The organism is Faecalibacterium faecis, from assembly GCF_040096475.1.
Taxonomy (GTDB): Bacteria; Bacillota; Clostridia; order Oscillospirales; family Ruminococcaceae; genus Faecalibacterium; species Faecalibacterium taiwanense.
This window is the reverse complement of record NZ_JBBMEP010000003.1, coordinates 11,983-37,094: the sequence shown is the minus strand read 5'-3', so window position 1 is coordinate 37,094 and position 25,112 is coordinate 11,983. Positions and strand designations below refer to the sequence as shown.

Genomic DNA, 25,112 nt, shown 5'->3' with positions numbered 1-25,112 from the left:
TTCTGTTGTTGATGAGCCTGATCCCGGGCTTTTTCATGAAGATTGCACGGCTGTTTTCCGTGCACAGAAAGGAATAAAAACTATGCCTTCTTTGACGACCTACAAACTGCTCAAGCAGGAACACGACGCCCGGCGGGGCGAGTTCAAGACCGTGCACGGCACGGTGCAGACGCCCGCTTTTCAGAACGTGGCTACTGCCGGTGCTATCAAGGGTGGCCTTTCGGCCCATGACCTTAAGGAGATCGGTGCGCAGGTGATGTTGTGCAATACTTATCATCTTCACCTTCGCCCCGGCGACAAGCTGGTAGCCGATATGGGCGGTCTGCACAAATTTACCCGCTGGAACGGCCCCATTCTGACCGACAGTGGTGGATTTCAGGTATTCAGTCTGGCAAAGCTGCGCAAGATCACCGAAGAGGGCGTGACCTTTGCCTCCCATCTGGACGGCCACCGCATCTTTATGGGACCGGAAGAGAGTATGCAGATCCAGGCAAACCTTGGTTCTACCATCGCCATGGCTTTTGATGAATGTGTGGAGAACCCCGCACAGCACGATTATTCCAAGGCCAGCTGCGAACGAACGACCCGTTGGCTGAAGCGCTGCAAGGATGAAATGGCCCGCCTGAAGCACGAGGGCATTTCCGTGAATCCCGATCAGCTGCTGTTTGGCATCAATCAGGGCTGTACCTTTGCTGATCTGCGTGTGGAGCACATGAAGCAGATCGCAGACCTCGATCTGGACGGTTACGCCATCGGCGGTCTGGCTGTGGGCGAGCCCACCGAGGTGATGTATGAAATGATCAGTCAGGTGGAGCCCCACATGCCCAAGGATAAGATCCGCTACCTGATGGGCGTTGGCACCCCCGGCAATATCATTGAGGCAGTTTCCCGCGGTGTGGATCTGTTTGACTGCGTGATGCCCAGCCGTAATGCACGCCACGGCCACTTGAACACCTGGGGCGGTATCATCAACATCAAGAATGCAAAGTATGAGCGCGATGAACGCCCTATTGATCCTGCCTGTGGCTGTCCGGTCTGCCGCAGCTATTCCCGCGCCTATATCCGCCACCTGTTCAAAGCGGAGGAGATTTTGGGAATGCGCCTTGCCGTCATGCACAACCTGTGGTTCTATAACCATCTGATGGAGCGCATCCGGGATGAGCTGGATGCAGGCACCTTCACGGCTTTCCACGATAAATATGTAAAGCTTCTGGATACCCGAATTTGAGAATAAGCCTTGCAACAGGTCGTTTAAAAAGGTATAATAAGCTTATCTGAATTTTGAGAGGAGATTTTGCCCCATGCAATTTCTGACTACCACTTCCGAAGGCTACATCAGCCTGTTCTTCACACTGGCTCTGATGCTGGTTCTGCTGTACTTCATGATCTATCGTCCCCAGAAGAAGCAGGAAAAGAAGGATGCCGCAATGCGCAGCAGCCTGGAGATCGGCGATCAGGTCACCACCATTGGCGGCGTCATTGGCCGTGTTGTTGCAATCAAGGACGATACCTTTGTTCTGGAGACCGGTGCTGACCGTGTGAAGATCCGCTTCACCAAGACTGCAATTTCCGCTGTTGAAAAGCTGAACATGGACAAGGCTGACAAGAAGTAAGCTTTTTCTTCAAACAATTAAGAGCATATCAAACGCGTCTTCCTGCATAGATTACTGGCAGGGAGGCGCGTTTTTATGTCTGAGAAAAATCTTTTCCCGGCGGAACTCCGGGTTCTTCTGCTGGCGGGGGCAGTCGGCGTTATGGTCACAGCGGGCTGGCTGGCCGCAATGGCAGCGCTGATGACAGCACAGGGCTATTCTGGTGCCGCCGCACCGCCGCTGGCAACAGCAGCCGTTGGTGCAGGGAGCCTTTGCAGCGGTTGGATCGCTGCATTTTGCAAAAAGGAACGCGGCCTGCTGTGCGGGCTTGTACAGGGCCTGTTTTATGCGGCATTGCTCGTGGTGCTCAGCGTTCCTTCCGGTACGCTTACGGAAGAGCCGCCGCTGCTGCGGTTTGCTGTGCTGATCCTGTGCGGCAGTATTGGCGGATTGCTGGGCATGGTGACCCGGGAGAAAAAGCGCCGCAGCTGAACAAATAAAACAAGGAGGTTCGATCATGTGGGTCTATCAGCAAACAGGAACGCCAGCGCATTTGCCAGAAGCCGCGCAGCCGCTTCCCACAGGTGAAGCTGCGCTTCTGCCGCAGCCGCAGAAAACACTGCCGCCAGAACGATCCGCACCGGAAGTGCCTTCACCGCTGCAGAGACATAACACGGAAACCCGGCAGAAAACCTGCTGGCTGCTCGTCTGTGCCTTTCTGATCGGCTCTGGCTCAGCTGGCGTGCTTCTGGCTTTCTGCGAAAAGCAGCAGCCGGACTGGCTGCAATATTACCTGCAAAGCTGGCGCGGCCTGTTTGCCGCTGCAGATGCACATACTGCGGCCAGCCTTTTCGGAATGGAATATCTTACGCTGGCTGCGGCCGCGACCCTTCTGTTCCTGATGGGCTTTTCCGCACTGGGGCCGGTTTTGATCTTTTTGTTTACGATGTTCTATGGGCTGGGAAACGGGACGCTGTTTGTGCAGCTGCTTTCCGACACGGCACTGAAAAAGGAAACGTGGCTTCTGCTGCTTGCATTTCTGCCTGCGGCAGCTGCTTCTGCAGGGCTGTGCACGCTCGGCACAGATTCTCTGCGGGTGAGCAGCCAGATCCGCGTCTGTTCCTTTTTTGCAGCAGGGCCTGACCGGGAGATCGTCCGGCCACATGGATTCATCCGGCAGTATCTGCTGACGCTGACGTTATTTGTGCCGCTGTGCGGCATTTCTGCAGCGCTTGCAAGCATTGGAAGCAGGCTTTGAGCAAGGGCTTTTCTTGCGGGTTTGCTTGTTATATGCTACAATAGAGAATAATAAAGCCAAGACAATGTAACAGGAGCTTTTTTGATGAAGGAACCAAAACTGAAAACTGTATATGTGTGTTCCAACTGCGGCGAGACAAGCCCCCGCTGGATGGGCCGCTGCCCAAGCTGCGGCAGCTGGAACACGATGAACGAGGACGTTGTAGCGGAAGCCCCCAAAGCAGGTACTGCCGCAGCCAAACAGGCGGCAGCCGCCCGCCCGGAAGGGGTGACCACCCTGACCGCAAAACGCCTTTCTGAGATCAGCATGACCGAAGAAAAAAGCCGTATTCTGACCGGCATTTCGGAGCTGGACCGTGTACTTGGCGGCGGCATTGTGCTGGGCGGCGTTGTGCTTTTGAGCGGTGAGCCGGGTGTGGGCAAATCTACTATGCTTCTGCAGCTGTGCGGTGCCATTTCCAACCAGCACAGCGTTTTGTATATCACTGGCGAGGAATCGGTGCGGCAGGTCAAGCTGCGCGCTGCCCGGCTGAAAGTGCCGCAGGATAACATCTTTCTGGCAGCGGAGAATGATGTGGACGAGATCTGCGGCCTGATCGAAAAAGAAAAGCCGGATCTCGTGGTCATCGACTCCATCCAGACGATGCGCTGCATGGATATCTCGTCCTCCGCCGGTACGGTAAGTCAGGTCAAGGAAAGTGCGGCCCGCCTGCTGGCCGTGGCCAAAAAGCAGGAGATCCCCATGTTCATTGTGGGCCATGTGAACAAGGACGGTGCCATTGCAGGCCCCAAAGTCATGGAGCATATCGTGGATACGGTGCTTTACTTTGAGGGCGATAAAATGCTGCCGTACCGCATCCTGCGTGCGGCCAAGAACCGTTATGGCTCCACCAATGAGCTGGGCATGTTTGATATGACGGGGCAGGGCCTTGCTGAGATCGAAAACCCTTCACAGATGCTGCTGGAAGGCCGTCCTCTTGGCGTTTCCGGCAACTGTGTGGCCTGTACCATGGAGGGCAGCCGTCCTATTTTGAGCGAAATTCAGGCCCTTGCAACCAAAACCAATTTTCCAGCACCGCGCCGTGCCTGCAGCGGCTACGACTACAACCGCATGAATCTGCTGATCGCTGTGCTGGAAAAGCGTGCAGGGTATTTCTTTGGAAACCTGGATGTATATATCAACATCGTGGGCGGCATTGCGCTGCGTGATACTGCCTGTGATCTTTCTGTCTGCTTGAGTATGGTCTCCTCGCTGCTGGACAGGCCCGTCAGCGATAAGCTGATCGCCATTGGCGAGGTCGGCCTTGGCGGTGAAGTGCGCAGCGTACCCAATCTGGAACAGCGCCTGCATGAGGCAGAGCGTATCGGCTTTGAACGTGCGGTGATCCCGAAGCACAGCCTGAATCATTTGAGCCCGGCAGATTATCCTGGAATGCAGCTGATCGGCGCGGCTTATATCACCGATGCGATCAATGCCCTGAAATCTGACCGCTTATAAGAGGAAAAACAATGTCGATCTATCTGGACGAGAAAAATCCCGGCAAGCACAAGCCCTTCGATGATGCTGCGCCGGACATTGTAGAATACGTCCGCTATCTGGAAGTGATCGCGGGCAAAAGCGCAAACACGGCGTTCAGCTACTACTGTGATCTGCGCGGATTCAGCCGTTTTATGAAGCGCCGCCGTGGGCTTGTGCCCGAAGACAGCGAGATGAAGGATATCGACCCCAAAGGGCTGGACACCGCATTCTGGGCCTCCGTAACAAAGGAGGATATCTACGAATATCTGTACTTTTTAAACCGCGAGTGCGGCAACAAAAAGTCTTCAACGGCCCGGCGGCTGGCAAGCCTGCACGGCTTTTATGATTACCTGGTCAATCAGGTCAACCGGCTGGATACAGATCCAACTGCGGCCATCCACCCACCCAAACAGGATAAGGTACTGCCCAAATATCTGACGGCGGAGCAGTCCATGGAGTTATTGGAAAGCACGCAGACCCAAAGCGATTTTCCGGAGCGGGATTATTGCATGGTGACGCTGTTTTTGAACTGTGGAATGCGTCTGGCAGAGCTTGTCGGCATGAATCTGGACGACATTGATTTGGAAAACCGCCAGATACGCCTGTTTGGCAAGGGCCACAAGGAGCGCATGGTTTATCTGAATGATGCCTGCATGGAAGCATTGCGGCTGTATCTGGGCAAACGCAATACGATGGAGGGGCTTCTGCCGCAGGAAAAGGCGGTCTTTATTACCCGACGGCGCAAAGAGCGTATCTCGAACCGCAGGGTAGAACAGCTAGTAACCGGTGCAATGAAAGCAGCCGGATTAAAAGGCTTTTCCACACATAAGCTGCGCCACACTGCCGCAACTCTGATGTATCAGACCGGCAATGTAGATATCCTTACACTCAAGCAGCTTTTGGGCCACAGCAACGTGTCTACCACACAAATTTATACGCACCTACAGGAATTTCAGGTGCGCGCGGCTATTGAAGAAAACCCGCTGGGCAAGGTTAAAAAGCCCAAAGCATCTTCTCACATCTTGGATACAACAGAAAAGGAAACAGGGGAGACAGCAGAGGATTCAGCTCTGGATGAGGAACTTTCGTCTGTGCCCATGAAAGCCTTTGAGGGTGCGGCTCAGGATGGCATCGGGCTGGATGCTTCCGTGCTTGCAATGAAGCCTGATGCGAACGCTGGAAACGGAAATTCCTGAACCACATAAGAATACCCATAAAATGGAACGATACCGTCTGTGACGCGTCCAAAGTGCGGATATGTCATCGGCGGTATTTTTATAGATATATTTATATAAATAATGGAATGATACGCTGTGATCTGGCCAGCGATTTGAAATCGCACGAGCAAATGGTCGTGCGCAGAAAAATAAAAAGATCAGAATGACCACAGAACTTATAGCAACATAAAAAGAGAATCTGGAAAAATAAAATGCAAGCGCGCATGGCAGCGGCAGACTGTGCAGCTTTGTAATTTGTAAGTCCATAAAAAGATTGTAGCACCAAAATACTAATGAGACACAAAAATATAAAAAACGCAAAAGTTGAATCATACGGTATTACAGATGGCTGCAGATCCGCAGGTCGCGGAAAAAGGCCAGATTCAGGAAAATAGAGATTTTTCACTTCCCTGCATTTCGCATAACGTGCATTATACGAAAATTATGCAATCAAAAAAATAAGACCGCCCTTCTCTTCTGGTTATGAGTTCAGCGGTCTTAAAATACTGATGGCTGTATGGTGTTGGGTTCAGAATGTTATCGCTTCTTCTCCTTTGGTGATGCTATGCTGATACTTTTTAATTTAAAGTGAACCCGGCAAGCTGCTCGGCCTGCGGCTGTGTGCCAAAGTATGCACAGATTGCTTCGTAATAAACGCGGGCTGTTTTTTTACAACCTTCTTCGCTGCCGAACTGTGCAACATCTGCTTCATTCGTTACAAAGCATTGCTCTGCCAGCACTGCCGGACAATTTACATCTTCCAGCAACGTAAAGCTTCGCTCTGCACGCACCTCGGTGTGGGTGCTTTCCACCAGTTGCTTCTGATCGTTTTCCAGATAATAAATGTATCGGACTCCCCCGCGCCCACGCAGAGATGCTCCTGCAGCCTGCATTCCTTTGGCAAGCAGCTGCGCAAAGTAAAAGCTTTCCTGATGCCAAGTCCGGCCCGGCACTGCCGGATAGCACTCAAAGCCGGATGCAGTGGAGCCATTTGCAGCTGAGTTGCCGTGGATGGAAAGCAGCAGCTGCGGTGCCTGTTCGTCCGCTCTGGCGGCACGCTGGGCGGGCGTAGTGGTTTCATCAAAGCTGTCACGGGTCTGCAGCGGAATAAAATTAGAGTCCTGCTGCAGCAACCGGATCAGTTCCGAGGCGGTTGCTGCGGTCATATCTTTTTCTTCGATCACTCCCCTTGCACCCGGGTCTGCTCCACCGTGCCCGGCATCGATCACCACGCGGTAAGGCGGATCACCGACCTGCGGACGGAATTCTTCACCGGCGATGCTTTCCGCTGGCTGAGCTGTCTGCAGAGTCAGCGCTGCATGCCAGAGTGAGCTGCCAAACCAGATGCCCACTGCGCAAAAAAGCAGAATGACCGTATTTTTGAGCACATGAGAAGTCTGTTTTCGTCTTTTTGAGTGCGCGGCATTGGAATATCGTTTTGCCATTTTGGCTTACATCCTTATATTAGCATTCTTTATAGAATACGATCCTGCTCTGCAAATTCCTTCAATGTAAGAAAAAGCTACCCGAAAAATCCTTCGGATAGCTTTTTCTTTATTTCAGCTCTACCACGGTCACGCCGCTTTCACCCTCGCCATAACGGCCCAGACGGAAGCTTTTGACCATGCGGTTGCCGCGCAGATGCTTGTGGATAGCTGTGCGCAGCGCACCGGTTCCATTGCCGTGGATCAGATAAACCACTGTCTGTCCGTTCAGGATGGCACGGTCGATAAAGGAATCCACCTCCGGCAGCGCTTCGTCCACCGTCAGGCCCAGCAGATTGCATTCCATCTTGGCGGAACGCTGTACCCTCTCTACCCTGCCGTTCGGGCGGTTGGCATCGCCGGTCAGGCGGGAATAGCGCTGCTGTGCTTTAGTCTGCGGTTTCTTTTCCTTGACCAGCTTTTCCGGCTGTTTCAAGCCCTTGAGCGGAACTTTGGTCTTGATGATGCCTGCACGCACCAGAACATCGCCGTTTTTATCCGGCAGGGCCAATACGGTGGCCAGCTGGTTCAGCTCTGCAATGCAGACCTCCTGCCCTACCTTGACCTCTTTCAGCGGCACAAATTCCTTGACGGGGTTATGCACCGCCTCAGAGCCGATAAACAGCTTTTCCGATTCTTTTTTGGCGATCTCGCGGGCGCGCTGAGCTTTCTGCTGGGTGCTCATGCGCTCGTCCTTCTGCAGCTGACGCAGTTCATCGGTCAAGGCGTAAGCCTGACTTTCCACCTGTTGTGCCAGCGCACGAGCCTTAGCACGGGCAGCTTCCAGTTCATTTTCGCCCTGACGGATCAGCTCATCACGCTTTTTCTGCGCGGCTTCCAGCTGGTGGGAAGCTTCATTTTTCAGCTCTTCCACCTCGTTCTGGCTTTCCTTCAGCTGCAGCTTCAGATCATCCAGCTGTCCCAGAACGGCATCCAGACGCTTATCCTCTGCGGAAAGATGCTGCTGTGCCGCTTCGATCACGCGCTCCGGGATGCCCAACTTTTCGCTGATGAGGAACGCATTGGATTTGCCCGGCACGCCGACGCTCAGCTTATAGGTCGGGCGCAGCGTTTCCAGATCAAACTCACAGCTGGCATTGACAACGCCCTTGGTTTCCAGAGCAAACACCTTCAGCTCAGCGTAGTGAGTGGTGGCCATCAGCAGCACGCCGCGGCGGCGCAGCTCTTCAATGATGGCCACAGCCAGCGCAGCACCTTCGGCGGGGTCGGTACCGGCACCAAGCTCGTCCAGCAGCACCAGTGTGTGCGGCATGGCAAGCTCCAGAATGCCGGTGATCTTTTTCATATGACCGGAGAAGGTGGAAAGGCTCTGCTCAATGCTCTGTTCATCGCCGATATCCACCAGAAATTCGTCAAATACGCAGATCTCGCTGCGCTCGTCAGCCGGGATCAGAAAGCCGCACTGCGCCATGGCGCACAGCAGGCCCGCTGTTTTCAAGGTGACGGTTTTGCCACCGGTGTTCGGTCCGGTGATGATCAGAGAATCGTAATCCCTGCCCAGAGCAATATCCACAGGCACGCACTTTTTAGGATCGATCAGCGGGTGGCGCGCACGGATCAGCGAGAAGGAATCGTCGGTGCGGACAGCAGGCTTGAATGCCTTGAGATCCAAAGCCAGCCGTGCCTTTGCCAGCAGAACATCGATCTCCAGCATAGCCTTGTAGCTGTACTGGAACTGCGGCTCAATGGCGGCCACCTGTGCGGTAAAGGCCACCAGAATGCGCTCAATCTCCTGCGCTTCCTGCGCACGGTACTGCAAAATGCGGGCATTGGCTTCCACAACGGCCTGCGGCTCCACAAAGACGGTGGCTCCGGTAGACGAAACATCATGAATAATGCCGCTCACCTCACCGCGGTATTCGCTCTTGACCGGCACAACATACCGGCCATTGCGCATGGAAACCACGCTTTCCTGTAGATACTTGGAGGTATCCATATTGCGGACCATGCTCTCCAGACGGTCACGGATGCTATTCTCCGTTGCGCGGATCTTTTTGCGCAGGTCGTTCAGGGTATGAGAGGCCGTGTCTGCCATGGCATCCGGTGCCAGAATGGCGCTGGAGATCTGCTGTTCCAGGCCCGGCTGCGGTGCCAGCGCATAGAACAGATCGTCTGTAGGCAGAGCGTCGTGCTCCGAAGCGCCATACCAGCTTGAAAGATTCTGAAAATTGCGCAGTGCACCAGCCACCATCAACAGCTCGCCCATTGAAAGTACGCCGCCTTTTACGGCGCGGGCCGCCAGCTGACTGACATTCTCCACGCCGCCAAAGCGCGGGGAGCCGTTTTTGATCAGCAGGGTGTTGATGGCATCGGTCTGTTCCAGCGCATAGCGCACCTCGTCCGGGTCGCACTGCGGCTGAGTGGCAAGCAGCATTTCGCGCGCTTCCTTGCACACGCAGCCCTCTGCGGCACGGGCGATGATCTTATCCAGTTCCAGAGTTTTTAAGTAACTTGTTTCCATAGGTTCCCTTTATGCTCAGGGCAGCAGGGTCTTTAAAAAGTCATAGCTTTTCAAAGGCTTGTCCATGTGGGTCAGTGCATAGCGCTCTGCCACTGCGGAAAGCTTTTCCAGACTGCCCACAGAAATTTTGAATGCAAATATTTTTTTGTCGTCCACAAGGCAGATGTGCCGCAGCGCATACAGTGCGCCCTGATCAAGGTTGCAGGTCTTTCCTGCTTTTGCGGCGCAGTCTGCACAGAGCAGATGGCCTTCCTGCACATCCAGATAGAACGCAGCACCATCATAGGCGCTGCAATCGCGGCAGCACACGATCTGCGGCATAAAGCCGCACTCGCTCATTGTGCGCAGTTCAAACACGGCCTTGATCACCCGCAGATCCGTTTTGCTCTCGCTGATCATATAGAAACAGTTGAGTAGCAGCCGAAGCTCCCGCTGTGCCTCCTGCCCGGTGGGCGAAAGGGTCATTGCCATTTCAGCCATATACATGGCAAGGCTCATGCCCTCAATACTGGACGAGATGCCGTGAAAGACATTTTTTACTTCCGCTTCCCGCACAGTGTACATGTTGCGGCCCGGCACCAGTGTGAACTCGGAATAGCAGAACAGCCCGCACGCGCTGAACAGCTTGCTCTTCAGCCGCAGGCTGCTCTGCGCTGCTGCCGAGATCACGCCCAGTTCCGGTGTCAGGATCGTCAGAATGCGGTCCGACTCCTTATAGCGGGTCTCCTTCAGCACCAGACCCGTGGTTACAAAGGCTTCCATTTTCTTGGTCCTCTGCCGGGGTTTCTTCCGGCCGCTGTTGTTTATAATCGAGATAACGAAGAATGTTTCCCGTGCAGGCAAACGCCTGCCAGCTTGCTTGTGCATCCATTTGCAGCACCTCTTCCCTGTTACGGATAGTGTCAGGTTTATTTTAACCGTTCATCCAAGGGAATTCTGTCCTGCTTTGGCAAGTGTCAGCGGTTATTGGTGTTCTGCTTGAAGCCAAAGTTGTTCAGCAGGAACTCGTTATCACGCCAATCGGATTTTACCTTTACCCAGCACTGCAGATTGACGCGGCAACCCAAAAACTCTTCGCAGTCTGCACGGGCAGCACTGGCAATTTTTTTCAGCATTGCACCGCCTTTTCCAATGACCATGCCCTTGTGGCTTTCGCGCTCGCAGTAGATATTTACATCAATATCGATCAGGTCGATACCCGGGCGCTCTTTGAAGCGCTCCACCACAACAGCAATGCCATGGGGGATCTCGTCGCGCATGAACAGCAGGGCCTTTTCACGGATGACCTCCGCCACAAGCTCCTTTTCCGGCATATCCGTGTAGGCATCATCATCAAAATAATGCGGGCCTTCCACAGCATAGCGGCTCAAAGCATCGAACAGCACTTCGCAGCCGTCGTTATCACGGACGCTGATGGTGTAGATATCGCCGAATACACCCAATGCCTTCAGCTCTTCTTTGCGGGCTTCCAGATCAGCAGGCTCCTTGACAAGGTCGGTCTTGTTGATGACTGCAATTGCCGGGCCGCCGCTGCTGCGCAGCATATCCACCAGCACCATTTCCGATTCATTCAGTGCGCCGTAAGGCTCAAACAGCATCATGGAAACATCCACATCTGCAATGGAATCGCTGGCAGTCTTATCCATCCGTTTACCCAGTTTGTTGCGCGCCTTGTGCACACCGGGTGTATCCAGCAGCACATACTGCAGCGGCCCGCGGGTGATCACGCCGGTAATGCGGGTACGGGTGGTCTGCGGCTTGGAAGTGACGATGGCTACCTTTTCGCCAACCAGAAGGTTGGTCAGACTGGATTTGCCAACATTGGGACGGCCAATGACAGCCACAAAAACGGAAGAAGTATCATAATGCCCCTGAATGGGTGTAGCGTTACTCAAAATCTAGCTCCTGTCTGTATTGTGCGGCAACCGCACGGTGAATCAATTACTCGGTATAGCTTACGGTGCGCGGCAGGCCCAGCTGCAGCAGAACAGCTTCCTCTTTCTCACGCATCCGCATGGCTTCCAGACCGCCATTTTCGTGGTCGTAGCCCAGCAGGTGCAGCATGGAGTGCACCGTCAGGAACGCTACCTCACGCTGCAGCGGATGGCCGTAGAGGTTTGCCTGCTCCTGTGCACGCTCCATACTGATGACGATGTCACCCAGCATTTTGCAGCCGTTGTTCTCGTCAACATCATATTTGCCGTCTACACCCAGAGGGAAGCTCAGCACGTCGGTGGGCATGGGCTTGTTGCGGTACTGGTTGTTCAGCTCAGCAATGGCGGCGTTATCCACAAAGGTCACGCTGATCTCTGCAGGAGCTTCAAAATGCTCATACTCCAGCACGGCATTACAGGCACGGCGGATGAGAATGCGCAGACCGGAAGGAACCTTGACGGCCTTCTGTGAATTGGTGATCAAAACTTTATTGGACATAAATCAGTCCACTCCTTTCTGTTTTTGATGTCTTTATATGAATTCTGGTGATTTTATTTTTCAGGGTGTGCAGCCTTTTCGTAAGCCTTGATAATTTCCTGCACAAGACGGTGGCGCACAACATCTTTCTCAGTAAAATAGCACTGTGCAATCCCATTTACATTTTTAAGCACGTGCAGTGCATCCACAAGACCGCTGCGGGTGCGTTCCGGCAGATCGATCTGGGTCACATCACCGGTAACCACCACCTTGGAGCCGACACCCATACGTGTGAGGAACATTTTCATCTGCTCCGGTGTGGTGTTCTGTGCCTCGTCCAGAATGATAAAGGAATCATCCAGTGTGCGTCCGCGCATATAGGCAAGCGGTGCAACCTCAATGATCTGCTTTTCCACAAGGCGCTCGTAAGTTTCGGCACCCAGCATATCAAACAGGCCGTCATACAGCGGGCGCAGATAAGGGTCTACCTTCTGCTGCAGATCACCGGGCAGAAAGCCCAGCTTTTCACCTGCTTCCACTGCCGGGCGGGTGAGCACGATGCGGGAAACATCCTTGGCTTTAAAAGCCTTTACCGCCATGGCAACGGCCAGATAGGTTTTGCCGGTACCCGCCGGGCCAACACCAAAGGTGATGGCATTGGTGCGGATGGCATTGAGATATTCCTTCTGGCCCAGTGTTTTGGGCCGGATCGGCCGCCCCTTGACCGTTACGGTAACAAAATCTTCGGTCAGTTCCTTGACCCGTTTTTCTGCTCCGTCGTGCGCCAGACTGATGCAGTAGCGCACGGTCTGGTCTTCCAGCGGTGTATGATTCTCGATCAGAAGCAGCATTCCCTCCACAGCGCGGCTGGCCGCAGCAACATTGGCCGGTTCGCCTGAAAGCCGCAGCTGCGTGCCCCGGCAGACCGCCGTAACAGAAAATTCGTTCTCCAGCAGACGGATGTTCCGGTCGCAGTTGCCAAAAACAGCTGCGGCGACCTCTACACTATCCAGTTCAATATTCTTTTCTGCCATGTGCTCCTCCTGAAAGGATATATTTTAATGCTTCTATTGTACCACCAAAATCTCGAGAAGAAAACTGTGAAAAGTAAACAAAATATTTTCATCCGTTCCATCGGTTTTTTCATACGCCAAGGCAGCTGCCCATGCAAAGCGTCAGCGGCAAAAAAGAAAATGCAGAAACAGGAATGCATCCTGTACGAATGATCTTGTCAAGACCTTTTGTGCCACAACCACAGAGAAAAACAAAACATATCTTTGGCCAAAAAGGCAATAGCAAACTTTTCCCCTGCGTGCTACAATAGCAAGCGTTGTGCGGCTTGCACCCGGCCGGCCGCTCCGGAATGCTGAAATCAAAGGAGAAGGAACCATGGAACAACTTTTTCTGATGCCCGGTGAAGAACGCTGCGAACGCTTAAAGGATGGCAACGGTATTCCGAGAGTTCACTACTCCTATCGCTCGATGCACGGTGCATTCTTCGACTGCGAGAGCCGCAGTTTGGAGGAAGCACAGCGCCTGTGTGAGGACTGGCTGGTAGGTCAGGACCGCTGCTACCGCAACTGAAATAGAAACCTCCGCTTCCCTGTCGGTACTGCCGCCGGGAAGCGGAGGTTTTTGCTTTATACAGTTTTATTTCCACAGTTGAGCGCAGACAAGTTCCAGCACACTGCCCGCGATGCAGCGGGCCTTATCCGAAATGAGAAAACAGTTGGAAAGTTCCTCTTTGCGGGGGTCTATATCGGCCACCTTAAAACCGGGCGTTACCGGATAACTGCTGCGCAGAAGTCCGCGCAGAATGCCCGTGATCTGCGTGGTCACAGAGATCATGGCACCATCTGCCGTGCGGATCTGCGCAATGGTCTCACCCGCTTCCACGATATCTCCAATTTTGCGGAGATCCATAAATATACCGGCCGTGCCGGCATGGATCACGCGCTCTTTGCCGTAGCCTCCAACGATTCCGGGAATGCCGGTATCAGGGATGGCACTGCCATCCCGAATGATGCGTCCCAGCCGGTGGCCGCGTTTGGTCTCCACCACCACATCCACATCCTGCCCGGCCGTGAAACCGGGGCCGAGTGCAATGGTCAGGGGTGCCATATCCCGCGTTGTGCCAAGATTCTTTTTGGCAAGGATCGCATCCACAAGGACATCCGGCTTTGCCGGCGCAATGCTTTTGCCTTGCGGGTCCACCAGAACAGGAACGGCATTCTGTTTCCAGACTTCTTCTTCCTGCGCCAGAGTTTCGATCCGTACCGCACGCAGACCTTCAACGGCGGTCTCACCTTCATAAACGGCTTCGCACAGAGAAACCTGCCGCCGGATCGCCGCCGGATGCTCCGCTTCCAGCACCAGCACACGCAGGCCTGCGCTCCACAGCCGGTGAATGGTGCCGGTAGCAAGGTCGCCGCCGCCGCGCACAAGGATCAGTGCATCCTTCTTCATTTGATCTCCTCTCCGGGCTGGAGTCGAGTCAATACGATCTCCATAGACCCACCGCAGGCAGCAATTGCTGCATCATCATTTTTGCCGTCTGCCGAAAAATGCAGCCGTTGATACGCCGGAGCAGCTCCCGTCAGCATTTCCTGTGCAGCCAGAATGGTGCGGTGCTCCATAATACCGCCGCCCACGCTGCCCACAATAGAGCCGTCTGTGCGAACCAGCATTTTTGCGCCGATTTCCCGCGGCGTAGAGCCGTGCCGCGCCGCAATCACGGCAAGCACCGCCTGCTGCCCGGCGGCATCTGTCTGAGCCATGGCTTCCAGAAGGGCAGATGAAAAGCCCTCCGTCTGCGGACGCGCATTCTTGATCGATACGATCTGTGCCAGAATGGAAAGTGCGATCTCCTCTGCCGTCTGTGAGCCGATGGAAAGCCCGATGGGGGCGTACAACGCCTCCACTCTTTCGGCATCGATACCGGCTTCCAGAAGTTGACGGCGCACCAGTGCGGCACGCCCGCGGCTGCCCATCATGCCAACATAGGCTGCAGGCTTTTTTAATATCACCTTCAGGCAGTCCACATCAAATGCATGTGCCCGGGTGACGACCACAAAATAAGTCTCTGCGCCGTCAGGTACCTGCGCAAGCGCTTTATCAAACGGCAGGCAGAGCACTTTATCAGCTCCGGCCAGCCGCAGCTGCTGTGCGTATTCCTCGCGGTCATCCATTGCAAGGACCGTCAGGCCCAGCAGCTTTGCAAGCTGCACAACGGCTGCAGCCACATGTCCACCGCCGCAGACTACCAGCTGCGGCACCGCGCCAAAGCGCTCCGCAAAGATGTCTGTGCCTGCAACAGAGTGGATACCAGCTGCTGTGCAGCCCTGCAGTTCTGTCAGGTGCTGCAGCAGTACGGTGCTGTCTCCCCTCTGCCACACAGGCCTGCCCTCCAGCAAAAGCAGCTGGCTCCCCGCGGCATCGCCCTCTAACTGGGCCACCATCGTCCAGCCGCCCGCAGAACGGGCTTTTTGCAGCATTGTATAAAGCGGCATTTTACCCATGCGTCATTCTCCTGTTTTATCTTTATTACTGTTCTACTGCTGCGGCCTGATCGTAACGTGCCGGGTCCAGCCGGTTCTGCCACTGCTCAAATTCTTCCGGCAGCATCCGCCAGGCAAGGCCGCAGCCTGCGGAGATCTCGCGCGGCAGTGGGATGAGCCTGCCCGGAACCTTCTCCGCAAGGCACTGCTTTTCCCATTCCATGGCATCCAGCGTTGTGCGGAATGAAAGAACAATATAAGTTTTTTTGATGCGCATATCAGATCTCCTGTGCAAGCTCCTGAACAGCGGCTGCGGTCTGCAGCACTTCGGCTTCCGTATTGAAATGCGAAAAGCTGAACCGTACCACGCCCTGTTCCACCGTGCCCAGCGCTTTATGCATCAGCGGTGCACAGTGCGCGCCGGCACGCACACAGATGCTGTAGTCCTCCCACAGAATATCTGCAATGCGGGCTGAATCTTCGTCTCCAATGTTGAGCGAGATAATGGGAGCGTGCAGCGCCATTTCCGGGTCGCCGTAGATCTTCACGTTCGGCAGATCTCGAATGTTTTTATAAAAGAGCGCCGCCAGTGCAGTTTCTTTTGCACACAGCGTTTCCACACCCTGAGCCAGAATCCATTCCACACCGGCACACAGGCCCGCCAGACCCGGAACATTGAGCGTCCCGGCTTCCAGAGCGGTGGGCATCTGTGCAGGATGCTGTTCATCAAAGCTGTGTACGCCGCTGCCTCCCACTACCAATGGCCGGATGGAAAGCCCCGGGCGCACATACAAGCCGCCTGTTCCCTGCGGGCCAAGCAGCGCCTTATGCCCGGTGAAGCATAGCACATCAATGCCCAGTGCCTGTACGTCAATGGGCTGTGAACCCGCCGTCTGGGCCGCATCCACGATCAGCAGCAGGCCGTGCCGGTGCGCAAAACCCGCTGCTTTTGCAAGATCCGTTCCGTTGCCGGTCACATTGGAAGCACCTGTTACGACCAGCGCTTTTGTATTGGGCTGAACCAGCTTATCCCAGTCATCATATTGCAGCCGTCCGCGCTCATCCACGCCCGCAAAACTGAACTGCAAGCCCTGTTCCCGCAGCCGGTAGAGCGGCCGCAGAACAGAGTTATGCTCACATACCGTTGTGATGATATGATCGCCCGGTGCAAAAAGACCACCCAATGCAATGTTCAAGGCCTCCGTTGCATTTGCCGCAAAAGCAATACAGGACGGGTCTGGTGCGTGGAGGAGCTTTGCCATTGCGCACCGCGCAGCATAAACAAGACGGCTTGCGTGCAGCGTTGGCTCATGGGCACCCCGTCCCGGATTGCCTGCCGTGCGCATTGCGTCCAGCACAGCCTGCTCTACCTGCGGCGGCTTGCGCAGGGTCGTGGCAGCGTTATCCAGATAGATCACGGTTTCACCACGTTGCCTGCCTGCGTCAGCTTTTCCACGATGGTGTACATGTTGGTCACACTGCCAACAGCAAGCTTTTCGGTCAGGCCATAGAAATTCAGGCAGGTGCCGCAGGTCATGATCTCCACGCCCTGTGCTTCCAGTGCCTTCAGGTCATCCAGCATGGGCGAACCCTCACAGGTCAGGGACGCGCCGCCGTTATAGAACAGCACTGTTTTGGGCAGCTGATCCTGCTGGGTAAGTGCGAACACAAAGGCCTTGAGCAGGGACTTGCCAAGGTCATCTGCGCCAATGCCCATTTTATCAGAGCTGATGGCAACCACCGTGTCCGTGCGGGTGTCCGGTGCACAGGCCGGTGCTTCTTCAGTGGGTGTTTCGGACGCTTCGCCGACCGTGAACAGCACGCGGTATTCCCGCTCGGCCAGCTTTTCGGCGCTGTACTGATAACCTTTCTGCTGGGCCATTTTGGTAAGGTTCTGCACGGCGATCTCATTATCCACCAGCACTTCCACCTCACCGGCACCCTTCAGTTCAGAGATCGCCTTTTTGGCTTTTACAACGGGCAGCGGGCATGCGTCACCACGGGCATCAACTTTCAGCATCATAATTGTAGGCCTCCATCAGTATTTTACAGTGATTTCCTGTTCGGTTTTGGGTATGATCTCACCCACGATCTTTGCGGGCAGGCCAGCGGCCTGCAGCTCTGCTTCCAGCGCATTTGCTTCTTCTGGCAACACGGCCAGCAATAGTCCGCCGGAAGTCTGTGGGTCAAACAGCACCTCTTCCATTGCAAACGGCACATTTTCAAAAGTGACATATGGGCCGGTATGGTTGCGGTTGCGCTGTCCGGCAGCGGTATACAAAAAATCATCTGCCGCTTTTTCGGCTCCCGGTAGAACCGGCACCATCCGTGCATCAATGATACAGGAAAGCTTTCCGCCCATCATCTCGTGCAGATGGCCCAGAAAACTGAAACCGGTCACATCGGTTGCCGCGTGGACCGTATACTTTCGGCTGATCTCGGCAGCGTTTTTGTTCAGCGTTGTCATGGACGCAATGGCACCGGCCATATCTTTCGGTGCCGCTTCGCCCACACGGTTTGCCGTGCAGATCAGGCCCACGCCCAGAGCTTTTGTTAAAATCAGCTTGTCGCCGGGCCTGCCGGAATCATTCGTATACATTTTTTTCGGGTCCACAAGGCCAGTCACCGAAAGTCCGTATTTCACACCTGTATCGGCAATGGAATGCCCGCCCGCAAGGCTTCCGCCCGCTTCGGCCACCTTCTTGGCTCCGCCGCGCAGAATCTCGCCCAGAATGTTCAGATCCATGCTCTCCGGGAAGCAGACAAGGTTCAGTGCAGTCTTAACCTCGCCACCCATGGCATAGACATCACTCAGGGCGTTGGCCGCTGCGATCTGCCCGAAGGTATAGGGGTCGTCCACCATCGGCGGAAAAAAGTCCACCGTCTGCACCAGCGCAATATCATCTGTTATGCGGTACACGGCGGCATCATCCCGGCTGTCGTAGCCCACCAGCAGGCTCGGGTCTCTTGCACCGCGCGGCAGCTTTTCCAGAATACGGCTCAGCGCTCCGGCTCCCAGCTTTGCGGTACATCCGCCGCCGGTGCAGAACACGATCTTGCCTTCTTTGCTCATGCACGTTCTCCTTTCTCGAAATGAGACGTAGCGCAGGAAATCCGATAAATTTTTTTCAGAATATCAGCCACCTGCCGGGCCAGAGCAGCCTGCTCTTTTGTATCGACCTGATTGAGTACAACATAAAAGCTGCGATCCCCTACAGCCTTCCTTCCACCGGCTTCACTTGCAAGCAGATTTGCCAGAAGTTCCGGTGTCAACTGCGCATCCTGCGGAACACAAAGCAGCTCTGCGGCAAGCTCTGCCCGGAAACAGACCTCCCGGAGCGGATGCCTCAACGCAGAAAGCCCTGCTACGGCCAGAACCGTATCGCACTGCGGTAAAAGCACCGGCTCGTGCGCAGCGGGTGCCTTGCAGGGCATCCGTTTTGCGCCGTCCGCTTCAATGAGCACGATATCTGCAAGGGTCATCCAGCGCTCCAGCTGTGCCTGCGGCGGGGCCGTCAATTTGCCGCCGTGTGCAGCGGTTCCGGCCACGGCATAACTGCCGCACTTCCACAGGCGGAAAAGCTCTGCATCCGTCTGTGCCCAGACCCCGCCGGGCGGCTGCATAATATGGGTGGTGGTAGCGGCCAATACCCGCCAGCCCTTGCGGGCGCAGTGCGCAGCCAGATTGTACATCAGTGTGGTCTTTCCGCCGCCGCCCACCAGAGAAATAACATGTCCCTTCTCCGCAAGAAACGGAAAAATTTTTTCGTCGATCATTTCTGCTTTTCTGCAACTGCCATGGCGATTTTTTCCGGTGTGATGGGCAGCTCATAGAACCGGGTACCGATAGCGTTATAGATGGCATCGGAAATGGCAGGCAGCGGTGTGTTGATGACCACCTCACCAATGGACTTTGCGCCAAAGGGTCCGTTGGGTTCATAGCTGCTCTCGAATTCAACCTTGATCTTGCCCACATCGGTGCGGGCCGGAATTTTGTACTGGAACAGAGAATTCTCTTCCGGGTAGCCATTTTTATCGTAGGTGATGTTTTCGGTCAGAGTCATGCCGATGCCCTGCAGCAGACCGCCCTCAGTCTGCACACGGGTCAGGTTCGGGTTGATGGGCGTGCCGCAGTCCACACAGGCATCAAACTCCAGCAGCTTTACCTCGCCGGTCTCAGTATCCACTTCCACCTCAGCAGCACCAACCATGAACGGCGGCGGCGACAAAGGCGAAGTATGTGTTTCGGTGGCTTCCAGCGGAACCATGTGGCCGAACTGAGAAGCATACGCGATCTCGCTCAGAGACTTTTTCTGTGTGGGATCTTTGCTCTTGAAAACATCTTTTCCATCAAATTCCACCTCGTCCTCGGTGCATTCCAGCAGCTCTGCGCCCAGCTTGCAGATCTGGCCGCGCAGCTTCATGGCACACTTTTCGGTGGCCTTGCCGGTAACGTAAGTGGTACTAGACGCATAGGAGCCGGAGTCATAGGGCGAGGTATCCGTATCAGCTCCGAAGACCGTGATATTGTCCAGCGGGCAGTCCAGAACCTCGGCAGCGATCTGCGCCAGTGTAGTGTCACAGCCGGTGCCCATGTCGGCCGCACCGATCATCAGGGTATAGAAGCCGTCGTCATTCAGTTTCAGGGTGGCACTGCCCACATCCATGCCGGAAATGCCGGAGCCCTGCATCGCCATGCCCATACCGACAGCGCGCACCTTGCTGTTGCCCATATCACGGGCAGGGTATTTGTGCTCCCAGTCGATCATATCCCGCACCTTGACAAGGCAGCGGTCCAGCGCGCAGCTGGTGTTGACAGCCCCATAGTAGGCGGGCATCACATCGCCCTCCTGTACGGCGTTTTTCAGCCGCAGCTCAAAGGGGTCCATATTCAGCTTATGAGCCAGTTCATTGACAGCAGATTCTACGGCAAACAGTCCCTGCGTTGCGCCGTAACCGCGGTAAGCACCGGCAGACATGTGGTTCGTATACACCACATCACTGATAAAGCGGAAGGCTTCTGCCTTGCCGTACAGCGGGATGGACTTGTGACCGGAAAGGCCCACGGTCGTAGGGCCATGCTCACCGTAAGCACCGGTATTGGAAAGGGTGTACAGATCAATGCCCTTCACAACGCCGTCCTTCGTGGCACCCAGCCGCACATGGATCTCCATTTCGTGACGCGGCGAGGATGCGATCTGGCTTTCCACACGACTGAAAATGATTTTGGAGGGCTTTTTGGTCTTCCAAGTCACAAAAGCCGGATATACCTCACTGACCGCCGTCTGCTTGGCACCAAATCCGCCGCCGATGCGGGGCTTTGCCACGCGCACCATGGATTTGGGAATATGCAGTGCGTTCGCAATATTGCGCCGTGCATGGAACACGATCTGCGTGGAGCTGAGCACATTCAGCCGCCCATAGGTATCAATGGAGCAGTAGGTGCGGAAGGTCTCCATCATGGCCTGCTGGCAGGCCTTGGTGTGGTACACATGGTCAATGACTACATCGCTGGCCGCCAATACAGCATCGATATCGCCGGAACCACTCTCATCGTGGGCGCAGAGGTTGCGTTTGTTGTCGGCTCCCACCGGGCACAGACTGGCCCAGTTGTCCTCCGGATGCACCAGAATGGGGTTGTCCTTGGCAGTGTGATAGTCCAGCACTGCTTCCAAAACCTCATACTCCACCTTGATGAGCTTGAGAGCCTTATCCACGCACTTTTCGTCCTTACCGGCCACAATGGCCACCACATCGCCCACAAAACGCACATGGCGGTCAATGAGCAGGCGGTCACGCGGACTGGCTTCCGGATAGGTCTGGCCAGCCTGCGTGTAGCGCGGCGCATCCTGCGGCACATCCTCCCATGTAAAGATTGCCTCGATGCCGGGCACCTTTTTTGCTACAGCCGTATTGATCGTTTTGACGATGGCATTTGCGTGCGGAGAGCGCAGCAGCTTTACAATCAGGCAGTCCTGCGGGATCACATCGTCCATATAGACGGGCTGGCCGGTGACCAGCTGCATGGCATCCTTTTTACGGAAAGGCTTGTTGATGGTACTCATTCTGCGGCCTCCTTCTGCTTTTTCCATGCCAGAAAGTTCATGATGCCGCGCAGCTGGCCCTCATAGCCAGAGCAGCGGCAGAGGTTGCCGGAGAGATATTCCTTCACTTCTTCCTCACTGGGGTACGGATTCTCGCGGAAGAGGGCCAGCGCGTTCATGATAAAGCCCGGGTTGCAGAAGCCACACTGCTCTGCACCCTGATCCGCGATAAAGCCGCCGAATTCCGCGGCTTCTTCCTGCAGGCCTTCCAGTGTGGTAATGCTGTGGCCGCTGGCACGCGCTGCCAGTACCGAACAGGACAACACCGGTTTCTCGTCCAGAAACACCGTGCACAGACCGCAGTTGGAGGTCTCACAGCCGCGCTTGACGCTCTTGCAGCCGTGGGCACGTACAAAATCGATCAGCAGCATATCTGCAGCCACATCCTCTGTGACCTTGATGCCGTTCAATGTAAGAGTGATCTGCATTTAATTTTCCTCCTGTGCCGTGCGTGCTTCCAGTTCCAGAACAGCACGCTTTGTCAGAACGCCTGCCAGATGGCGGCGGTACTCGGCATTGCCGCGCATATTGGAGCCAGTGACAATTTTTTGCTTTACTTCATCGGCAAAGTTCTGCGCCAGTTCCTGCGCAGAAACACCCGCCTTTGCCGGCAGCTCAAACAGCACAGCCTTGAGCGGCCGCGCACCGATCGCAATGCGATAGCTGCCGTTTTCCAGACGGGCGGCAGCGCAGGTAAGCACCGGGATATCAGTCTGGCTGTTGCGCACGGACTGATAGAAAAATTCTGCTTCTTCCTTTTTAACGATCAGCCGCACAAGGATGTCCCGGTCATAGGGGCGCTCAGCATACTCCTGCAGGGATATGATTCCACCCTTGTACAACTCCACCGAACAGTCCATGGCCATAAACAGCGTGAGCACATCGGAAAAGCCGAACCGGCTGTAGATGCTGCCACCCACAGTTGCCAGATTGCGCAGCTGCACGCCCACGATATGCCGCAGCGCTTCCTTTACTGCGCCATGGGTATACGCAGCAAGACCGGCGTGCTCTTCCAGCTGGCGCAGTGTAACCATGGCACCAATGGAAAAGCTGCCCTCGGTCTCCTCTATGGTGTCCAGTCCCAGACCGGACAGGTCGATGGCTGTACCGACATTGATGTTCTCCATTTTGAGCCAGATCATGCCGCCCAGCACACGGTTGGCCTTTTTCTGGTTCAGCTGCCACGCTTCTTCCAGACTTTCGGCCTGCTTATATTCTCGGATCGTCATCATAGATGCAGGTTCCTCTCTCTTTTTTTCTCTGTTCTTTTATTTTAACACAGATTTCGATATAATACTATTGTGAATTCGTTTCAGAAAGAGTGGTACTATATGAAAGAACTTCTTCCGGTGGGCTGTGTCATCATGGCGTCCGGGGTAAGCCACCGTTTTGGTTCCAACAAGCTGCTGGCAGATTTCTGCGGGGAGCCGATGCTTTGCCGTGCATTTGCGGCGACCGATACTCCAAAGCTTTCGGCCCGCATCGTGGTGACACGTTCGGACGAAGTTGCGCAGCTTTGCCGCTCCCGCAATGTTCCGGTGCTGCTGCACGATCTGCCTGGCCGAAACGATACGGTGCGGCTGGGTCTTTCTGCGCTGCTGGAACAGGTTCCGGAGCTTTTTGGCTGCATGTTCCTGCCGGGAGACCAACCGCTTTTGTGCCGCGAGACAGTGGAAGCCATGGCAGGCATCTCCGGATGGGATCAAAGGACTCGGCTGGAGCGGCAAAAAGAAACAGAACGGGAGATCTTCCGTCTGGGATTCCGGGTCCGTAACGACCCGTCTCCCCTTACTGGAAGTCCCGTTCTGTTTGAAAAAGGACTTTTTCAGGAACTGCTCACCTTGCCGCAGGGCATGGGCGGAAGTGTTCTGCTTCGGAAATATCCCGCGCATGTTCACACCGTTTACATTGCGGATCGGAATGAATTGGCCGACGCCGACACGCCCGAAGCACTGGCGCAATTGGAAGCACTGGCCCGGCAGAAGCTTTGAGCTTTATACTGCCTTGTCATCCTTCGGCAGCAGCACATTCAGCAGGATCGCCACAAACGCAGCCGGAACGATGCCGGACTCGCCGCAGATCAGCTGGAAAGCGTGCGGAGCCTGTGCCAGAATACCGCTGTTAGCACCCATGCCGTAGCCAACACCCAGAGCCACCGAGACGATGGTAAGCTGACGCGGGGTCATCTTTTCCTTGGTGATGAGCTGGATGCCGCTGACCACGATGGAAGAGAACATCATAACGGCAGCACCGCCCAGAACGGCCTGCGGCATAATGGAGATCAGCGCGCCGAGCTTGGGGATCAGACCGCACAGGATCAGGAAGATGGCGCCGGAGGCCAGAGCCATGCGGTTGACCACCTTGGTCATGGCCACCAGACCCACGTTCTGACTGAAGGAAGTGTTGGGCAGTACGCCGAACAAAGCCGCAAAGGAGGAGCCCAGACCGTCACAAATCACACCGCCGGACAGCTCTTTATCGGTGGGTTCACGATTCATGCCGCCCTCCATGACACCGGAGATATCACCCACAGTCTCAACAGCGGTAACAACGAACATGATCATCACCGGCATAATGGCGCGCATATCAAACACGATCTTGACCGGCATCAGCTTGGGAATGGCAAACCAGGAGGCCTGTGCCACTTTATTCCAGTTGAGCACCCATGCCTTGGTAAACTCTACACCATCGGCAGTGACACCGGTGGTGGGCAGCACCAGACCCATGACAAAAGCCGCAACGTAACCGGCCAGAATGCCGATCAGGATCGCGGAAGAGCTGAGGAAGCCCGTGGTCCAATGCTTGAAGATCAGAATGACCACCAGAACGAACAGGGCCAGCAGCAGATTTTCCATGGAGCCGAAGTCTTTTGCGCTGTTGCCGCCGCCAAAGGAATTGATGCCCACCGAAATCAGCGAAAGACCGATGGAAAGCACAACCGTACCGGTGACGACCGGCGGGAAAAACTTGCGCAGAGGCTTGAGGAAGAAGCCCAGCACGCTTTCAAAGATGCCGCCGATGATGGATGCACCCATAATGGCACCATAGGCCAGCACACCGCCGCCCATGCTGCCGACAACACTGTTGAACACGCCGATAAAACCGGAACTGGTGCCCATGATGATGGGCACGCTACCGCCCACGGGGCCGATGGTGAACAGCTGTACCAGCGTGACTACGCCGGCCACAAACATGGCACTCTGCAGCAGCGTGACCTGCAGATCTGCGAACTCACCACCCGCAATGCCGCAGGCACTGGTGATGATCAGCAGCGGGGTCAGGTTGCCCACAAACATGGCGCAGACATGCTGCAGACCCAGCGGGATCGCCTGTTTCAGGGACATTTTTGCGTCGAACTGATACGCCGACTCTTCGAGCTTGACTTCCTTCAAATGTTCCACTCTCCTCAAATCTTGACAAAAATCATTCTTTTCGACTGCTTTACCAAAAAAGCGGATTTATTATAGCAAAACTGCGTATCCTTGTAAATTAAGTATGACTTTTTCGTGAACGGCTGTTTCCCGCTGAGAAACACAAAAAGCAGGGCG

The 25,112-nt window shown here is 55.1% G+C and carries 25 protein-coding genes; 8 read left to right on the top strand and 17 right to left on the bottom strand.

Annotated elements, in window-relative coordinates; all coding sequences use genetic code 11:
- The first annotated feature begins 82 nt into the window (after positions 1-82).
- The 6 genes from tgt to WMO17_RS02165 all read left to right on the top strand — a co-directional run bounded on the left by tgt (position 83) and on the right by WMO17_RS02165 (position 5,564).
- A complete protein-coding gene (tgt, locus tag WMO17_RS02190; RefSeq protein ID WP_349137389.1) occupies positions 83-1,228 on the top strand; it encodes a tRNA guanosine(34) transglycosylase Tgt in 1,146 nt (381 codons plus the stop codon).
- A gap of 73 nt (positions 1,229-1,301) precedes the next feature.
- Positions 1,302-1,613: a preprotein translocase subunit YajC gene (yajC, locus tag WMO17_RS02185; protein ID WP_005942086.1), complete on the top strand. Its 312-nt coding sequence runs from the start codon at positions 1,302-1,304 to the stop codon at positions 1,611-1,613.
- Positions 1,614-1,688: 75 nt separating this feature from the next.
- Positions 1,689-2,084, top strand: coding sequence for a TIGR04086 family membrane protein (locus tag WMO17_RS02180; protein WP_294647442.1), 396 nt, complete (start codon positions 1,689-1,691; stop codon positions 2,082-2,084).
- A 25-nt stretch (positions 2,085-2,109) separates the two neighbouring features.
- Entirely contained in the window at positions 2,110-2,850 is a 741-nt protein-coding gene (locus WMO17_RS02175) for a hypothetical protein (protein WP_349137388.1), read from the top strand.
- A gap of 84 nt (positions 2,851-2,934) precedes the next feature.
- A complete protein-coding gene (radA, locus tag WMO17_RS02170; protein WP_082210849.1) occupies positions 2,935-4,347 on the top strand; it encodes a DNA repair protein RadA in 1,413 nt (470 codons plus the stop codon).
- 11 nt (positions 4,348-4,358) lie between these two features.
- The gene (locus WMO17_RS02165) at positions 4,359-5,564 is read left to right on the top strand and encodes a tyrosine-type recombinase/integrase (RefSeq protein WP_349137387.1); all 1,206 of its coding nucleotides are present in this window, start codon (positions 4,359-4,361) and stop codon (positions 5,562-5,564) included.
- A gap of 599 nt (positions 5,565-6,163) precedes the next feature.
- On the opposite strand, the gene WMO17_RS02160 is transcribed toward WMO17_RS02165, so the two are convergent.
- The 6 genes from WMO17_RS02160 to WMO17_RS02135 form a co-directional block, all read right to left on the bottom strand.
- Positions 6,164-7,030 (bottom strand): N-acetylmuramoyl-L-alanine amidase family protein, encoded by an 867-nt coding sequence (locus WMO17_RS02160; protein WP_243111868.1) that lies wholly within the window; start codon positions 7,028-7,030, stop codon positions 6,164-6,166.
- A 109-nt stretch (positions 7,031-7,139) separates the two neighbouring features.
- The gene (locus WMO17_RS02155; RefSeq protein WP_005942094.1) at positions 7,140-9,551 is read right to left on the bottom strand and encodes an endonuclease MutS2; all 2,412 of its coding nucleotides are present in this window, start codon (positions 9,549-9,551) and stop codon (positions 7,140-7,142) included.
- Between the two features lie 15 nt (positions 9,552-9,566).
- Positions 9,567-10,313, bottom strand: coding sequence for a DNA repair protein RecO (recO, locus tag WMO17_RS02150; RefSeq protein ID WP_044953693.1), 747 nt, complete (start codon positions 10,311-10,313; stop codon positions 9,567-9,569).
- Positions 10,314-10,507: 194 nt separating this feature from the next.
- Positions 10,508-11,446 (bottom strand): GTPase Era, encoded by a 939-nt coding sequence (gene era / locus WMO17_RS02145; RefSeq protein WP_349137386.1) that lies wholly within the window; start codon positions 11,444-11,446, stop codon positions 10,508-10,510.
- A gap of 46 nt (positions 11,447-11,492) precedes the next feature.
- Positions 11,493-11,984 carry an rRNA maturation RNase YbeY gene (gene ybeY / locus WMO17_RS02140; protein WP_097775507.1) on the bottom strand — a complete coding sequence of 164 codons (492 nt, stop codon included), beginning with the start codon at positions 11,982-11,984 and terminating at the stop codon, positions 11,493-11,495.
- A gap of 53 nt (positions 11,985-12,037) precedes the next feature.
- Entirely contained in the window at positions 12,038-12,997 is a 960-nt protein-coding gene (locus WMO17_RS02135; protein WP_005942102.1) for a PhoH family protein, read from the bottom strand.
- A 355-nt stretch (positions 12,998-13,352) separates the two neighbouring features.
- Between WMO17_RS02135 and WMO17_RS02130 the strand changes: the two genes are divergently transcribed.
- Positions 13,353-13,547, top strand: coding sequence for a DUF3873 family protein (locus WMO17_RS02130; RefSeq protein WP_349137385.1), 195 nt, complete (start codon positions 13,353-13,355; stop codon positions 13,545-13,547).
- A gap of 66 nt (positions 13,548-13,613) precedes the next feature.
- On the opposite strand, the gene yqeB is transcribed toward WMO17_RS02130, so the two are convergent.
- From yqeB to WMO17_RS02080, 10 genes are read right to left on the bottom strand one after another with little or no spacing between them, the layout of a single operon-like run.
- Complete coding sequence (yqeB, locus tag WMO17_RS02125) at positions 13,614-14,429, bottom strand: selenium-dependent molybdenum cofactor biosynthesis protein YqeB (protein ID WP_349137384.1); 816 nt, start codon at positions 14,427-14,429, stop codon at positions 13,614-13,616.
- Entirely contained in the window at positions 14,426-15,481 is a 1,056-nt protein-coding gene (locus WMO17_RS02120; protein ID WP_349137383.1) for an XdhC family protein, read from the bottom strand. Before WMO17_RS02120 ends, yqeB begins: the two co-directional genes overlap by 4 nt.
- A gap of 25 nt (positions 15,482-15,506) precedes the next feature.
- Positions 15,507-15,737, bottom strand: coding sequence for a putative Se/S carrier protein (locus WMO17_RS02115; protein ID WP_097775510.1), 231 nt, complete (start codon positions 15,735-15,737; stop codon positions 15,507-15,509).
- A gap of 1 nt (position 15,738) precedes the next feature.
- Positions 15,739-16,878 carry an aminotransferase class V-fold PLP-dependent enzyme gene (locus WMO17_RS02110; RefSeq protein ID WP_349137382.1) on the bottom strand — a complete coding sequence of 380 codons (1,140 nt, stop codon included), beginning with the start codon at positions 16,876-16,878 and terminating at the stop codon, positions 15,739-15,741.
- On the bottom strand, positions 16,875-17,480 hold the full coding sequence (gene yedF, locus WMO17_RS02105) for a sulfurtransferase-like selenium metabolism protein YedF (RefSeq protein ID WP_097775569.1): 606 nt from the start codon (positions 17,478-17,480) through the stop codon (positions 16,875-16,877). The genes WMO17_RS02110 and yedF overlap by 4 nt, the downstream gene beginning before the upstream one ends.
- Positions 17,481-17,498: 18 nt before the next feature.
- Positions 17,499-18,533 (bottom strand): selenide, water dikinase SelD, encoded by a 1,035-nt coding sequence (selD, locus tag WMO17_RS02100; RefSeq protein WP_097781785.1) that lies wholly within the window; start codon positions 18,531-18,533, stop codon positions 17,499-17,501.
- Positions 18,530-19,237 (bottom strand): selenium cofactor biosynthesis protein YqeC, encoded by a 708-nt coding sequence (gene yqeC / locus WMO17_RS02095; protein WP_120079254.1) that lies wholly within the window; start codon positions 19,235-19,237, stop codon positions 18,530-18,532. The genes selD and yqeC overlap by 4 nt, the downstream gene beginning before the upstream one ends.
- Positions 19,234-21,525: a xanthine dehydrogenase family protein molybdopterin-binding subunit gene (locus WMO17_RS02090; protein ID WP_349137381.1), complete on the bottom strand. Its 2,292-nt coding sequence runs from the start codon at positions 21,523-21,525 to the stop codon at positions 19,234-19,236. The genes yqeC and WMO17_RS02090 overlap by 4 nt, the downstream gene beginning before the upstream one ends.
- Positions 21,522-21,992, bottom strand: a complete 471-nt coding sequence (locus tag WMO17_RS02085) for a (2Fe-2S)-binding protein (RefSeq protein ID WP_005942122.1) — start codon at positions 21,990-21,992, stop codon at positions 21,522-21,524. The genes WMO17_RS02090 and WMO17_RS02085 overlap by 4 nt, the downstream gene beginning before the upstream one ends.
- A complete protein-coding gene (locus tag WMO17_RS02080) occupies positions 21,993-22,796 on the bottom strand; it encodes an FAD binding domain-containing protein (protein WP_097781789.1) in 804 nt (267 codons plus the stop codon).
- A gap of 99 nt (positions 22,797-22,895) precedes the next feature.
- Between WMO17_RS02080 and WMO17_RS02075 the strand changes: the two genes are divergently transcribed.
- Entirely contained in the window at positions 22,896-23,555 is a 660-nt protein-coding gene (locus WMO17_RS02075) for a nucleotidyltransferase family protein (protein ID WP_349137380.1), read from the top strand.
- A 3-nt stretch (positions 23,556-23,558) separates the two neighbouring features.
- Here the strand turns inward: WMO17_RS02075 and WMO17_RS02070 are convergent, their stop codons facing one another.
- Positions 23,559-24,908 carry a uracil-xanthine permease family protein gene (locus WMO17_RS02070; RefSeq protein ID WP_173014053.1) on the bottom strand — a complete coding sequence of 450 codons (1,350 nt, stop codon included), beginning with the start codon at positions 24,906-24,908 and terminating at the stop codon, positions 23,559-23,561.
- Positions 24,909-25,112 lie beyond the last annotated feature (204 nt).

Excerpts from the sequence above, each read along its gene's own strand:
- tgt (WP_349137389.1), top strand. The coding sequence starts at position 83 with ATGCCTTCTTTGACGACCTACAAACTGCTCAAGCAGGAACACGACGCC.
- yajC (WP_005942086.1), top strand. The coding sequence starts at position 1,302 with ATGCAATTTCTGACTACCACTTCCGAAGGCTACATCAGCCTGTTCTTC.
- WMO17_RS02180 (WP_294647442.1), top strand. The coding sequence starts at position 1,689 with ATGTCTGAGAAAAATCTTTTCCCGGCGGAACTCCGGGTTCTTCTGCTG.
- WMO17_RS02175 (WP_349137388.1), top strand. The coding sequence starts at position 2,110 with ATGTGGGTCTATCAGCAAACAGGAACGCCAGCGCATTTGCCAGAAGCC.
- radA (WP_082210849.1), top strand. The coding sequence starts at position 2,935 with ATGAAGGAACCAAAACTGAAAACTGTATATGTGTGTTCCAACTGCGGC.
- WMO17_RS02165 (WP_349137387.1), top strand. The coding sequence starts at position 4,359 with ATGTCGATCTATCTGGACGAGAAAAATCCCGGCAAGCACAAGCCCTTC.
- WMO17_RS02160 (WP_243111868.1), bottom strand. The coding sequence starts at position 7,030 with ATGGCAAAACGATATTCCAATGCCGCGCACTCAAAAAGACGAAAACAG.
- WMO17_RS02155 (WP_005942094.1), bottom strand. The coding sequence starts at position 9,551 with ATGGAAACAAGTTACTTAAAAACTCTGGAACTGGATAAGATCATCGCC.
- recO (WP_044953693.1), bottom strand. The coding sequence starts at position 10,313 with ATGGAAGCCTTTGTAACCACGGGTCTGGTGCTGAAGGAGACCCGCTAT.
- ybeY (WP_097775507.1), bottom strand. The coding sequence starts at position 11,984 with ATGTCCAATAAAGTTTTGATCACCAATTCACAGAAGGCCGTCAAGGTT.
- WMO17_RS02135 (WP_005942102.1), bottom strand. The coding sequence starts at position 12,997 with ATGGCAGAAAAGAATATTGAACTGGATAGTGTAGAGGTCGCCGCAGCT.
- WMO17_RS02130 (WP_349137385.1), top strand. The coding sequence starts at position 13,353 with ATGGAACAACTTTTTCTGATGCCCGGTGAAGAACGCTGCGAACGCTTA.
- yqeB (WP_349137384.1), bottom strand. The coding sequence starts at position 14,429 with ATGAAGAAGGATGCACTGATCCTTGTGCGCGGCGGCGGCGACCTTGCT.
- WMO17_RS02120 (WP_349137383.1), bottom strand. The coding sequence starts at position 15,481 with ATGGGTAAAATGCCGCTTTATACAATGCTGCAAAAAGCCCGTTCTGCG.
- WMO17_RS02115 (WP_097775510.1), bottom strand. The coding sequence starts at position 15,737 with ATGCGCATCAAAAAAACTTATATTGTTCTTTCATTCCGCACAACGCTG.
- yedF (WP_097775569.1), bottom strand. The coding sequence starts at position 17,480 with ATGCTGAAAGTTGATGCCCGTGGTGACGCATGCCCGCTGCCCGTTGTA.
- selD (WP_097781785.1), bottom strand. The coding sequence starts at position 18,533 with ATGAGCAAAGAAGGCAAGATCGTGTTCTGCACCGGCGGCGGATGTACC.
- yqeC (WP_120079254.1), bottom strand. The coding sequence starts at position 19,237 with ATGATCGACGAAAAAATTTTTCCGTTTCTTGCGGAGAAGGGACATGTT.
- WMO17_RS02090 (WP_349137381.1), bottom strand. The coding sequence starts at position 21,525 with ATGAGTACCATCAACAAGCCTTTCCGTAAAAAGGATGCCATGCAGCTG.
- WMO17_RS02085 (WP_005942122.1), bottom strand. The coding sequence starts at position 21,992 with ATGCAGATCACTCTTACATTGAACGGCATCAAGGTCACAGAGGATGTG.
- WMO17_RS02080 (WP_097781789.1), bottom strand. The coding sequence starts at position 22,796 with ATGATGACGATCCGAGAATATAAGCAGGCCGAAAGTCTGGAAGAAGCG.
- WMO17_RS02075 (WP_349137380.1), top strand. The coding sequence starts at position 22,896 with ATGAAAGAACTTCTTCCGGTGGGCTGTGTCATCATGGCGTCCGGGGTA.
- WMO17_RS02070 (WP_173014053.1), bottom strand. The coding sequence starts at position 24,908 with ATGTCCCTGAAACAGGCGATCCCGCTGGGTCTGCAGCATGTCTGCGCC.